This is a genomic window from Kitasatospora sp. NPDC005856, assembly GCF_040629945.1.
GTDB lineage: Bacteria > Actinomycetota > Actinomycetes > Streptomycetales > Streptomycetaceae > Kitasatospora.
In genome coordinates this window covers 1-13091 of sequence record NZ_JBEXWT010000044.1, presented here as the reverse complement: position 1 = coordinate 13091, position 13091 = coordinate 1, and the positions used below count along the sequence as shown (strand labels likewise).

The 13091-nt window shown below is 71.9% G+C and carries 9 protein-coding genes; 8 read left to right on the top strand and 1 reads right to left on the bottom strand.

Annotated features, from left to right (window positions below):
- Nucleotides 1-2 precede the first annotated feature (2 nt).
- From ABZ449_RS24820 to ABZ449_RS24785, 8 genes are all read left to right on the top strand, one after another.
- Nucleotides 3-1925, top strand: coding sequence for an FtsX-like permease family protein (locus ABZ449_RS24820; protein ID WP_360349733.1), 1923 nt, complete (start codon nt 3-5; stop codon nt 1923-1925).
- Nucleotides 1926-2155: 230 nt separating this feature from the next.
- Nucleotides 2156-4843, top strand: coding sequence for a class III lanthionine synthetase LanKC (lanKC, locus tag ABZ449_RS24815; RefSeq protein WP_360349730.1), 2688 nt, complete (start codon nt 2156-2158; stop codon nt 4841-4843).
- A gap of 145 nt (nt 4844-4988) precedes the next feature.
- Complete coding sequence (locus ABZ449_RS24810) at nt 4989-5096, top strand: SapB/AmfS family lanthipeptide (RefSeq protein WP_360349727.1); 108 nt, start codon at nt 4989-4991, stop codon at nt 5094-5096.
- A gap of 159 nt (nt 5097-5255) precedes the next feature.
- Nucleotides 5256-6995, top strand: coding sequence for an ABC transporter ATP-binding protein (locus ABZ449_RS24805; RefSeq protein WP_360349724.1), 1740 nt, complete (start codon nt 5256-5258; stop codon nt 6993-6995).
- Nucleotides 6992-8776 (top strand): ABC transporter ATP-binding protein, encoded by a 1785-nt coding sequence (locus tag ABZ449_RS24800; RefSeq protein WP_360349721.1) that lies wholly within the window; start codon nt 6992-6994, stop codon nt 8774-8776. Before ABZ449_RS24805 ends, ABZ449_RS24800 begins: the two co-directional genes overlap by 4 nt.
- Before the next feature lie 84 nt (nt 8777-8860).
- Complete coding sequence (locus tag ABZ449_RS24795) at nt 8861-8986, top strand: hypothetical protein (protein WP_360349718.1); 126 nt, start codon at nt 8861-8863, stop codon at nt 8984-8986.
- Between the two features lie 307 nt (nt 8987-9293).
- Nucleotides 9294-10910 (top strand): MFS transporter, encoded by a 1617-nt coding sequence (locus tag ABZ449_RS24790; protein ID WP_360349715.1) that lies wholly within the window; start codon nt 9294-9296, stop codon nt 10908-10910.
- 173 nt (nt 10911-11083) lie between these two features.
- Nucleotides 11084-11854, top strand: a complete 771-nt coding sequence (locus ABZ449_RS24785) for a hypothetical protein (RefSeq protein ID WP_360349712.1) — start codon at nt 11084-11086, stop codon at nt 11852-11854.
- A 125-nt stretch (nt 11855-11979) separates the two neighbouring features.
- On the opposite strand, the gene ABZ449_RS24780 is transcribed toward ABZ449_RS24785, so the two are convergent.
- Nucleotides 11980-12705 carry an alpha/beta hydrolase gene (locus tag ABZ449_RS24780; protein WP_360349709.1) on the bottom strand — a complete coding sequence of 242 codons (726 nt, stop codon included), beginning with the start codon at nt 12703-12705 and terminating at the stop codon, nt 11980-11982.
- Nucleotides 12706-13091 lie beyond the last annotated feature (386 nt).

Sequence of the window (13091 nt, the reverse complement as noted above, 5' to 3'; positions counted from 1 at the left end):
CCATGCTGTTCCTCCTAGCGTGGTGGTCCGTCCGCGCCCGCAAGGTCTCGTTCGCCGGATCCCTTGTGGCCATGCTCTGCGCGCAGGCACTGGTCACGGCCTGCGGGGTGCTGCTCGACTCCGGCCACCGGGCCGCGCCGGGGCAGGGCGGCGCGGACGTGGTGTCGTTCGTCGTGCCCTTCGGTTTCATCTGCCTGTTCGTCATGGCCTTCGCGATCTCAGGCGCCTTCGCCCTGTCCGTCCAGCAGCGAACCAGGGAGATCGCCCTGCTGCGGGCCGTCGCCGCGACCCCCGGCCAGGTCCGTCGGATGGTCGCCTACGAGGCGCTCGTCGTGACCGTCCTCGCCGCCGTCCCAGGCTGTGGGCTCGGCCTGCTGCTCGCCGTGGGACTGCGGGCCTTTCTGGTGGCCCAGGGCCTGGTTCCCGGCGCCTTCCGTCTCCAGTTCGGGCCGGCGAGCATCTCGATCGCGGTGCTGATCTGCTGGGTGACCGCCGAGGCCGCGGTGTGGAGCAGCGGTCGGCGGGCGTCTCGGGTGCGCGCCGTCCAGGCTCTGGGAGAGGCCTCGGTGCCGCGCCGCCGGGTGGGTGCGGTCCGTACGTGCCTCGGACTCGCGGTCCTGGTCGGGGGTGTCTGGGGGCTCACGGCGATCAGGAGTTCGGGGGGCTCCGACGCCGCGACCACGGCCGGGGCCATGGTCATGGTGCTGATGACCGCCGTCGGGCTGCTCGCCCCCTGGATCGGCAAGCTGGCCGGCAGCGTGCTCGGCCTGCTCTGCCAGCTCCTGTTCCCGGTGATGGGACTGCTGGTGAAGACCAACCTCACCACGGCCTTCCGCCGACTCGGCACCGCTGCCACCCCGCTCGCCCTCACCGTCGCGTTCGCCGCCGTGGCCCTGTTCGTACCGCAGATGAAGTGGCACGAAGTGTCGGAGCAGGACCGGCAGCGCATGGTGGCCGAGCGGATCGTGCAGAGGGCCGGTGACGGACTTCCGGACTCGGCCGCAGCAACGATCGGCGGTGCTGCGGGAGTTGGTACCGCGGTTGCCACCACGGGCAGTTATGTGAAGGTCGTCGGCGACTCCGAGTCCTGGCAGTCGGGCCCCGGCGGCATCGCACAGATCGTCTCGGACGGACCGCTGGACGAGGTCCTCGACCTGGGCGTCGTCCAGGGCCGCATGGGCCAACTGGGCGCGGGGGAGGTCGCGCTGAGCGAGGACCTGGCCCGACGCGCCCACGTTCGGGCGGGCGACGAGGTGCGCGTCACCCTGGAGGACGACCAGGTTGCGAAGGCCAGGGTCGCCGCCGTGTACAGCCGCTCCCGCGGCTTCGGCGATGCCGTCCTGCCTCAGCCTCTCGCGGCCGGGCACCTGTACGACAGGCCGCTGCTCCTGGACGCGGTGTACGTTCGCGCCCAGCCCGGCCGGGAGCGGCAGGTGGACGACAGCCTCGCGTCACTGCGCCGGGCCGAGCCGTCCTGGCAGGTGCTCGACCGCGAGGCCTACCGGGCCGAGGCCCTGCGCCGCCAGGACGCCTCGATGACCGTCACCTACCTGCTCCTCGGGGTGGTGACGGTCTTCACTTCGATCTCGGTCGTGAACACGCTGGTGATGACGACGATGGAACGCTCCGGAGAGTTCGCCCTGCTGCGTCTCGTGGGCGCCACCCGTAGACAGGTCGCCCGCATGATGCTCCTGGAGACCGCCGTGACCGTGCTGATCGCGCTCCTGGTCGGATCGCTGGTCGCGGGGGCCGTTCTCGCGGCGTTCAGCCAGGCCCTGACCGGCTCGTCGTACCCGCGCCTCGAAGGCGCCACGCTCGCCCTCATCCTGGGCGGTGCGGGCGTCCTCGCTCTTGCCACCGGCGTGTCCACCACGCGCATCGCCCTTCGCCAGCGTCCGTCCGCCGCGCTGCGCGGAGCCGAGTAACGGGCGGGCCGCGCAGGCCCGACAGAACAGGGCCGTCGGCCCGAGCGGTGGGATCCGTTCGGGCCGGCGGCTTTTTGTGCTGCCCTGAAATCCGCCCCGCGGCAGATCTGTGAACCGGGTCGCCCCTCATGGGTAATCCATGTGCACAGCCGTGGGGAACACACTTGTTCGCCCCCTCTCGACGGGTGAAGATATTCCTGTCAGTGAAACACCGGGAGATCCCAGGGGGAATGGTGGACAAGCGCTACGACGTCTACTGTCTGGCAGACCGCTATTTCTACGACCTGTCGGATCGGAAGGCGAGCGCCGAAGAGATCGTCAAACTCGCCTTCGCCGCGGATTCCATCGGACTCCCTCCTGGATGGACCAAGTTCGCCAAGGAGGACTGGATCGTCTGCAATCCGCCTGAGCAGCGGCTTCCGATGCAGGGATGGAAGATCCACGTCTCGGCGACAGGCGCCAACGCAGATGCCGTGCTGGAATCCGTGTACCGCTACTGCGTGCCGCGCGACATATCCTTCAAGTACCTTTCCGGGCGCCACGTCCTGAAGAATCGGAATCTCAAGTACTCCGACCGCGGGTCCAGCGGGAAGTTCATCACCGTCTACCCGCTGGACGAGCGGATTCTGCGGACTACTCTTGAGGAGCTCGGCCAGGAGCTCGACGGCCAGGAAGGGCCGTACATTCTGAGTGACTTGCGCTGGGGAAACGGTCCGCTGTACGTGCGTTACGGCGGATTCATCGAGCGGCACTGCATATCGGAGACGGGCGCACTCGTCGGCGCCATCGAGGACGACCACGGCAACCTGGTGCCCGACCGCCGTGACCCGGTCTTCCATGTCCCGGCGTGGGTCACCGTGCCGGAGTTCTTCGCCCCCCACATCGAGGCACGCAAGAGCGGCACCACGGACGACATCGCCTACACCATCGAACGCGCCGTCCACTTCTCCAACGCGGGCGGACTGTACGAGGCCCGGCACCGGGAGAGCGGCCGCAAGGTGATCCTCAAGGAGGCCCGCCCCCATGCCGGGCTGACCCTGGATGCGGCGGACGCGGTGCACCGGTTGCGTCACGAGCGGGACATCCTGGAGCGACTCAGGGGTGTCACGGGCGTACCCGAACTCATCGACTACTTCGAATGGGGAGGGCACCACTTCCTCGTGCAGGAGTTCGTCGAGGGGGAGACGCTCAGCAGGACCTTCGCCCGGCGCTACCCGCTCAACGAGGGGGAGACCGACCCCGCCGAAGCGGCGCGTTACACGGAGTGGGCCCTGGAGGTGTCACGGCAGACCGAGGCCATCGTCGCCGAGATCCACGAGCGTGGCATCGTCTTCGGAGACCTGCACCCCTTCAACATCCTCGTGGGCGAAGACGGCACGGTCTCGCTGATCGACTACGAAGTGGCATCGGATGCCGAGGCAGGGGTGAAGCCCAGCCTGGTGAACCCCGCGTTCGCGGCGCCGGCCGACCGCACCGGATTCGACCATGACCACTACGCACTCGGCTGCCTGCGGCTCTCGCTGTTCATGCCGCTCACCACCCTGCTCCGACACGACTTCGGGAAGGCACACCACTTCGTCGAGTACATCCGGCAGGTGTTCCCGCTGCCCCCGGGTTACCTCGACGAGGCTGTCGAAAGGATCACCGCCAGCCCGACGCCCACCGTGCGTCGCCGGCCGCAGACCGCGCTGGACCGGATGCCGCGGATCACCGCCGACCCCGAGCAGTGGCCGCGGCTGCGCAACGCGCTCGGCCGGGCCGTTCTGCGCAGCGCGACCCCCTCGCGCGACGACCGGCTGTTCCCCGGTGACATCGAGCAGTTCCACACCGGGGCTCTGAACCTTCAGCACGGGGCCGCCGGCGTGCTCCTCGCACTCCTCGACGCCGGGGTCGACTTTCCGCCCGAATACCGCACGTGGCTCGCACAACGCGCTCTGACGCCCCGCCCGCAGGACCGGCTCGGCCTGTACGACGGCATGCACGGGGTGGCCCACGCCCTGCTGAGGCTCGGCGACGAGGACACCGCGCGCGAGCTGCTCGCCGCGTGCCTCAAGGAGAAGTGGGAGATGCTCGGCAGCGACCTCAAAGGCGGTCTGGCCGGCATCGGGCTCAACCTCCTGGCGTTCAGCCGGAGGACGGGCGACACCGAGTACCTGCGCGCTGCCGAGCTCATCTCCGACCGGCTGGGCGCGGCCGACTCCGTCGCCACCACCAGTGGGGGCACACACCCCTACGCCGGGCTGATGCGCGGCTCCTCCGGCCCGGCCCTCTTCTTCCTGCGCCTATACGAGAGGACCGGCGACCGCGAGTACCTGCGGCTCTCCCGCACCGCCCTCGAACAGGACCTGCGCCGCTGCACCACACGCGACAACGGGATGATGCACGTGAACGAGGGATGGCGGACCATGCCGTACCTCGCGACCGGCAGCGTCGGCATCGGTCTGGTCCTGGACCAGTACCTCCGGCACGACTCGGACGAACGGCTCGTCACCGCCTCGGATGCGATCGCCCGCGCCGCCTCGTCCCAGTTCTACGTGCAGTCCGACCTGTTCAACGGGCGGGCCGGAATCATCCTGTACCTCGCCGAACGCGCCAGGACGCGCCCCAGTGAGGCAGGTCGTGCCGATCTCGACCGCCAGATCGGCCTCCTCAACCTGCACGCCCTGTCCTACGAGGACGGCCTCGCCTTCCCCGGCGAAATGCTCATGCGGCTGTCCATGGACCTGTCGACCGGCAACGCCGGTGTGCTCACCGCCCTGGCGGTGGCCCTGGGCCGGGAGCACCCCGGACTCCCCCTGCTGTCCAGCGTCCTCCCCGGCGGCACCCCCACGACTTCCCACCCGGACCACGGGCGGGGCAACACCGATCGATCCACGAGGGGAGGTGAACCCGATGGTGCTCGACCTTCAGGGGCTTGAGCTGCCCGAGGGCGACAGGATGGCGCCCATGAGCGGTGTCAGCAACAACTGCAGCAACTCCAGTTACATCTTCTGCTGATCCCGAGTCGGCTCGCGGCCGTACGGGCCGTGACGACGAGAGACGAACCGAGGGGAGGGAAGACTCATGGCGATCCTCGACCTTCAGGGGCTCGAGCTGCCGGACACGTCCGCGCAGCCGCTGGGAAGCTCGAACAGCGCGACCTGTTCCAGCCACAGCTGGGTGTTCTGCTGAGGCTGACCGAGACGTCCGTCCGGGTGGACGGCGGCCCACTGTGACCGCCGCCGCCCGGACTTCCGGCAGCGCCTCGGGGAGACGACAAGTCCCCGAGGCGCTCGCCACATCCGGGGCCGGCGCTCAGCCGCCGTGATCGCACGAACGAGGTGGAGACCAGTGGTGGGTGGTACGGGGATACGACTGCTGCGCACCGCGGCACGCGCCCAGGCCGCCGGCGCCGCCGTGCTCGCCGCCACCGGGTGTGTGAGCGCCGCCGCCCAGCTCGCCCTGCCGGCCGTGCTGGGCAAGGCGGTCGACGCACTCGTCGGCGGCGTCGACCTCGGCCGGTGGCTGGCGGCCTGCCTGGCCCTGGTGGTGGTCTACGTGGCGTTCGAGGTGTACAGCGACTACCGGGCCGGCGTGGTGCAGGCGCGCTCGGCGCTCTTCTACCGGCGGATGGCCGCCAGACGGCTCGTGGATGCGGGACCGCGCCCGCGGACCGGCGGAGGACCGGGTGGCTTCGCGGCCTGCGTCCTGGAAAGCGCCGCCGCGGCAGCCATGGGGACCAACGCGGCGGTGTGGCTGGTGCTTTCCCTGCTTCCGGCGCTGGTGAGCCTGTTCATGCTGTGGTCGACGGACGTGTGGATCGGGCTCGTCTTCACCTGCGGCCTGCCCGTGGTCGCCTGGTGCCTCAGGTCGTTCGCCGCGGACAGCTCCCTCCTGGTCACCCGTTACCTGGAGGAGCAGAGCGCGGTGTCGAGCCGGCTCGCGGAGGCGCTCGGCGGTGCTCGCACCATCGCCGCGTCCCACACCCTGGAGCGCGAAGTGGCCCGCGTGGTGGAGCCGCTGCCGCGGCTGCGCCGCAGCGGGGACGCGCTCTGGCGGCTCCAGGCCAAAGTCACCGCGCAGGGCCATGTGCTGTTCCCCCTTCTGCACATCGTTGTCGTCGCGACCGCCGGGCTCGAACTCTGCCGCGGCCGCATCTCCTCCGGGCAAATGCTGGCAGCATCGGAGTACGCGGCCATCGGCACCGGCCTCGGCATGACCGTGCTGTTCGTCAACCAACTCGCCCGGGCCCGGTCCGGAGCGGAGCAACTGGCGACGTACGCGGCGCTGCCGGCCCTGGAGTACGGCGAGGCAGACCTACCCGGGCCCGTCACCTCCACGGGCCTGGGCGTCGAACTCAAGAACGTGACCGTACGACGCGCCGGGCGCACCGTCCTGTCGGGCCTCGACGTCGCCGTACCGCCCGGAGGGGTGGTGGCGCTCGTCGGGCGGTCGGGCTCGGGGAAATCCACGGTGGCGGCACTCATGGGCCGCCTCTTCGACCCCGACGGCGGCGCCGTGTACCTGGACGGGGTGCCCGTGCGGACACTGTCGAGGACCGCGCTGCGGCGCTCGGTCGTCTTCGCCTTCGAGCGGCCCGAGCTGATCGGTGACACCATCGCGGACACCATCGCGGTCGGCGCGCCCAAGGCCACGCCTGACGACGTGGCCCGCGCCGCCGGGCTCGCCCGCGCCGCGTCCTTCATCGAGAAGATGCCGGACGGATACGGCACCGGCGTCGCGTCCGTGGCCCTGTCGGGCGGCGAGATGCAGCGGATCGGCCTGGCCCGGACCTTTGTACGGCCCGCCCGGCTCGTGCTGCTCGACGACGCCACATCGAGCCTGGACATGGCCACGGAGTACGAGATCGACCGGGCGCTGGCCGCCGACACCTCGGGGGCAACGCGGGTGGTCGTCGCCCACCGGGCCTCCAGCGCGGCCCGCGCCGACACCGTGGTATGGCTTGAGGCGGGGCAGGTTCGCGCGACCGGAACGCACAGCGAGCTGTGGGAACTACCCGGGTACCGGGCGATATTCCAGGAACGGCCCGAGACCCGCACACCCCTGGACGCGGCGGGAGCGACCCGATGAGCTCCACCGGTGACCACACTGCGGGGCGATATCTGCTGCAGTCGCTGCGCGGCAACCGCCGCACGCTGTTCCGCGTCCTGGTGTGGACAGGTGTGGAGTCCCTGCCCGCCTTCGCGGCCGGGCACGTCGTGGCCTTGGCCATCGACCGGGGATTTCTGGCCGGCGAACCCTTGGCGGGCCTCGGGTGGCTGACTCTGCTCGCCGTGTCCTCAGTGGTGGGTGCGTTCGGGGCCCGTGGAGCGCTCCTGAGTACCGCGGCCCTCGTCGAACCCCTGCGTGACGCGCTGGTGACCCGCACGGTGGAGGGCACACTGCGACACGCGCTGACCGGCGGCCGCGTGGAGCAGGACCGCTCCGGCGTCGCACGGCTCACCCGCCAGGTCGAGATCGTGCGGGAAGCGGCGGGCAGCCTGGTGGCGGTGGTGGGCCGCTTCGCCTTCTCCTTCGTCGGTGTGTGCGTCGGCACCCTCACACTGGAGCCGACCGTTGCCCTGCTGGTCTTCGCCCCCGTGGCCGTCGGCGTCGGCTGCTATCTGCTGTCCCTGCGCGGGGTGGTCCGCACCCAGATGCGCAGCACCCTGGCGACCGAATCCCTCGCACACGAGGCCTGGCAGCTCTCTGCGGGACTGCGGGACATCACCGCATACGGCTTGGAGGAACGGGCTCTGCGGCGGCTCGACGACGTGGCGGAGGAGACCGCGTGCGCGGAGACCGTCCTCGCCCGCCTGACCGCGCTCCGCACCCTCGCTCTCGGGGTGGGCGGCTGGGTGCCGCTGGTCCTGGTCCTGCTGTGGGCACAGTGGGGAGCCCAGGCCATGAGCACGGGCACGATCCTGGGCATACTGACCTATCTCGCGCAGAGCCTGCGCCCTGCGGTGCAAACCCTGGTCCAGGGCGTGGGCACTACGGGCATCAGGCTATTCGTCACGCTCGGGCGGCTGCTGGAGGCCCCGGGTCCGCGGCCGGGCGGCGCCGGGCCGGCGCCCGCACCGGCTGTCCCCGCCTCTGTATCCTCCACTGGAGTCGGGGAGGGAGACGCCGAGGTCGAGGTGGTCCTGGAGTCGGTGTCCTTCTCCTATCCGGGGGCCGCGAACGACGTCCTCAGCGGCATCGACCTGCACGTGGCGCCCGGCGAGCACATCGCGGTCGTGGGCCCCAGTGGTATCGGCAAGTCGACGCTGGCTTCCCTGCTGGCCGGCACCTACGGGCCCACCCGCGGCCGGGTCCTCGTCGACGGCGTCGACCTCACCTCACTCGCGCCCGTCCAGCAGGCCGCGCTGCGGGCCTATCTGCCACAGGAGGCGTACGTCTTCACCGGGACGCTCCGTGAGAACCTCGGCTACCTGGCAGACGGTCCAGCGGACGACCACCGGATGAACCGCGCGGTCACGGAGTTCGGCCTGACGGACCTGGTGTCCACGACCGATGGCTACGACGGTCTCGTGGACCCCGATGCCCTCTCCGCCGGCCAGCGCCAGCTGATCGCCCTGGCACGCGCCTACCTCTCGCCGGCCCGGCTGATCGTGCTTGATGAGGCGACGTGCCATATGGACCCAGCGGCGGAGGCCCGTGCAGAGGAGGCGATGCGGGAGCGCCCCGGCACGTTGTTCGTCATCGCCCACCGGATCAGCTCGGCCCGGGCCGCGGATCGGGTGATGGTGCTGGACGGCGGGATCCCGCAGATCGGGAGCCACGATCGGATGCTCGCGGAGTCCGCTCTCTACCGCGATCTCGTCGGGCTGTGGACCGCGAAGGTATGCACTCACGAGGAACGGGCCTGAGTTCTGACCCGGAACTCGCGGCCGACTTCGACGTCACGGCCGCCACCGTGCGGCTACGGCAGGAACCTGCGTGCCTGGCTGGGTGTGGGCTCCCAGATCCAGGGGAGCATCGCCGCCGTGCTGGCCGGCCTGGTCCTCCTCAGCGACATCGACCCGACGTGGCCCGCCGAGCCGATCCAGCCCTTCGTGCCCTGCGGGCAGGCCGGGTGAACCCCCGTCGTCACCGCCACCCGGATCTGACCCCGACCCGCACACCACCGGCCCGCGTCCCGCCGACCCGCGCACCGCCGGCTGCGTCCCGTCGGCTGCGTCCCGCCGGAACCCGGCTGTGCAGGCGCGGCACAGCGGTGGGCGCTGACGGTCAAGCCCGCCGAAGCGGCCGGGCGCTAGCGTTCCCGGGGCGGAGAGCGAGGGGCTCTCCCGGGACCGCCCGACGACGTCGACCGCCCCCCGTACCGTCGCGTCGTCGGGCCTTCCGTCGACAGCGCGTGACGAGGCGGGGCAAGGTGGTGCGTCGATGACCGGGACCGACGGCGGACAGGCCGGCGCCGCGAGCGGTTCGGCCTGGTCGCCGCTGCGCCGGCGCGTCTTCCGCGACCTCTGGCTGGCCCAGTTCACCTCGAACGTCGGCAGCTGGATGCAGACCGTCGGAGCCCAGTGGCTGCTGGTCGGACACGGCGCGGCCCAGGTGTCCCTGGTCCAGCTCGCGGCAGGCCTGCCGGTGCTCTTCCTCGCCCTGCCGGCCGGCGTCCTCGCGGACCTCGTGGACCGACGCCGCCTGCTGCTGGTGATGCAGGGCTCCATGGCGCTGGTGGCCGCCGCGCTGACCGTACTGGCGTTCGCGGGACTGCTCGGGCCCTGGACGCTGCTGGCGCTCACCTTCCTCCTGGGCTGCGGGAACGCGCTCAACGGCCCGGCCTGGCAGGCGGTGCAGCCCTCGCTCGTCCCCCGGGAGGAGTTGCGGCAGGCCGCGGCGCTGGGAGCCGTGAACCTCAATCTGGCGCGCGCCGTCGGCCCGGCCCTCGGCGGGGTGCTGATCGCCGCCCTCGGGGTCGGCTGGACCTTCGCCGTCAACGCCGTCTCCTTCCTGGCGGTCCTGGCCGTACTGGCGACCTGGCGCCCCGGCGGCCGGGCGCGGGCACCGCAGCCGGGTCAGGAGCGCGAGCACCTGACCGCGGCCCTGCGGGCCGGCGGCCGGTACGTCCGCAGCGCACCGCGCATCCGCCGGATCCTGCTGCGCAGCGCCCTGTTCGTCCCCGGCGCCTCCGCCCTGTGGACGCTGCTGCCGGTGTCCGCGCACGACTCCCTCGGTCTCGGGGCGGCCGGATACGGCCTCCTCCTGGGCGCCGTGGGGCTGGGAGCGGTCGCGGGAGCGGCGGCGCTGCCCGCGCTCTCGCGACAGGTCGGCGGCAACGGCGCGCTGGCGCTCGCCGGGGTCGTCTTCGCGGGCGCCCTGGTGGCCCTGGCCGTCGGTGCGGGCGTGCCGGTCGCCTTCCTGGCCCTGGTCCTGGCGGGAGCGGCGTGGATCACGGCGCTGTCCACCCTGAACGCGGGCCTGCAAGTCGCCCTGCCGGCGTGGGTGCGGGCCCGCACCTCGGCCTTCTACCTGCTCGTCTTCCAGGGCGGCAGTGCCCTCGGTTCGCTGTGCTGGGGGCAGGTGGCCCAGCACGCCGGGCTGTCCGTGGCGATGCTCCTGGCGGCCCTGGCCCTCCTCGCCGGGGTGCTGTCGCTGCGACGGCTGCCCCTGCTCGGCGGCCGGACCGATCCGACGCTCTCCGAGGCGTGGCCCGAACCCCGGCTGGCCGTCGAGCCGGCGCCGCAGGACGGGCCGGTCCTGGTGACCGTGACGTACCAGGTGCGGGCGGAACGGGCCCCGGCGTTCGTCGCGGCGATGCGGAAGGTGGAGTCCTCCCGGCGCCGGACGGGCGCGGTCACCTGGGGCCTGTACCGGGACGCCACCCGGCCGGAGCGGTTCGTCGAGTCGTTCACCGTGACGTCGTGGTCGGAGCACTGCGCCCAGCACCACGGGCGCTACACCGGCACCGACCACGCCTTCGAGACCGACGCCCGCGAGCTGCTCACCCGGGAACCGGCCGTCACCCACGCACTGATGGCGCGGCACCGCGACGGGTGACGGGCGGACCCGTACTCCTCGATGGGCGCGGGCACGACAGAATCCGTACACATCGGGACAAGTCGCTCCTCCTCCCCGCTCATAACCTCTGGGAACCGGGGTGGCCGCACTGTCCGCGGCCGCCCCGAGACGTCCGAATACCAGAGCACGTACCCGGAGCAAGGAGTGGAACGATGGTGGCAGTGGTGACGGAAGACGAGCACGTGCGCGAGCCGGGCCCGACGGCGGTCGGCGCCGGCACCAGCGCCGGCACCAGCACCAGCACCAGCACCAGCACCAGCACCGAGCCCAGCCTGCACGCGATGACCCGGATCACCATGCGGCCGATCGCCTCGCCGATGCCCCTGGGCTTCTTCATGGTGGCCATCTCCTCCGCCGTGGCCAGCAGCCATCAGCTCGGCCTGATCGACAGTGCGCACCGGCAGGCCGTGGCGCTCACGTTCTTCTCCGCCTTCGTGCTCCAACTGCTGGTCAGCATCCTCGCGTTCGGCGCCCGTGACGTCATCGCGGCGACGCTGATGGGCGGGTTCGCCGGCGCCTGGCTGGCCAACGGCCTGGTCACGTCGACGGGTGCCCCCGGCGGCGCGCAGGTGCTGGGTGTGATGAACCTGGTGTTCACGGTCTTCGCCGCCCTGATGGCCTCGGTGGCGAGGCCGAAGCGGGTGCTGTGGGTGCTCCTGATGATCGCCGTACCGCGCTACTTCGTCGCCGGTCTGCACGGCGTCTCGGGCGTGGCCTGGCTGGGCTACGTGTCCGGAGCGCTGGGCATGCTCCTCGCGGCGGTCGCGATGTACTCGGCCCACGCCCTGCTGCTGGAGGAGCTCCGGGGCCGGGAGGTCCTGTGGATCGGGCGCAGCGGTCCCGTGCGGGACGCCATGCACGCCGGTCTGAGCAGCCAGCTGCACCGGCTGGAACAGCAGGCGGGCGTGCGCCGGACCCTGTAGTCGGCCCGTCCCGTCCGACCGCCCCGTCGGGCCCGCCCCGGTCCGATGAACGTGACGCGACTCGGCGGGGCCCCTTCCCGATCCCCGGGAAGGGGCCCCGCCGGGTCGCGCGTTCGGCCTCCGGGTCAGCCGGCCACGGAGCGGACGGCCTCGCGGATCACGTCCACGACCCGCTCGGGCCGGGAGAGCATGACCAGGTGCGAGGAGTCGAGCTCGACCGTGGTCGCCCCGGCACGCCGGTAGCCGAACCGCTGGACCTCGGGGTTGAGGGTCCGGTCGGCGGCGGCGACGATCCCCCAGGACGGCTTGCTCCGCCATGCCGCCGTCGGCGCGGCCTCACCGAACGCCGCCGCGGCGAGCGGGCGCTGGGTGACGGCGAGGACCCGGGCGAGCCCGGGGTCGACATCGGCCGCGAAGATCGCCGGAAGGCGGTCGACCTCCACCGAGACGTCGGTGCCCTCGCCGTCCCCTCCGTCCAGCGGGAACGGGCTGTACACGAGCGCCGAGGCGAGCTCGGAGTCGGGGAAGCCGCCCTGCAGTCCGCCCAGGCTCTCCCCCTCCTCCAGCGCGTAACCCGCCAGGTACACCAGTGCCTTGACGTTCTCCTCGGCGCCCGCCACGGTGATCACCGCGCCGCCGTAGGAGTGGCCGACCAGCACGACCGGCCCGGGGATCCGTCGGACCACCGAGGCGATGTAGGCGGAGTCGCCGGTCAGGCTGCGGTTCGGCACGGCCGGCGCCACCACGTTCAGCCCGTCGGCGAGCAGGTGCGGGATGACCCGGGCGAAGCTGGAGGCATCGGCGAAAGCGCCGTGCACCAGCACGACGGTGGGTGTGTCAGTGGTCGTCATGGCTGAGTCCTCTTCGGATCGGTGGGCTCTTCGGGGCGTCCGCACCACGCCGGGGGCCGGCGGGTCCGTACGGACGGCCCGGCTGCGGCAAGGCGCCCGCTCGGGCCGGGCGATCGCCCTCGGCTCCGGTGTCCCGGGGCCGGCCACCAGGCTAGGAACGCACCGCTGGGGGCCTGTTCCGACGACGCACTGGCTGCGGTCGGTCCGCGCACCGAAGGGGAGGCGGGCCCCCGCCGCGCCGACAGGGACCTCAGCCGTCCGCGGCGCCGCCCGGGCTCACCAGGGCCGGCGGTGCAGGGCCATGTGCACGGTGTCGACGGCCTGGAGCAGTGCGGCGCGGGTGGTGCCGGTGGGGTGGAGGCCGCCGATGAGGAGGAAGCCGTGCA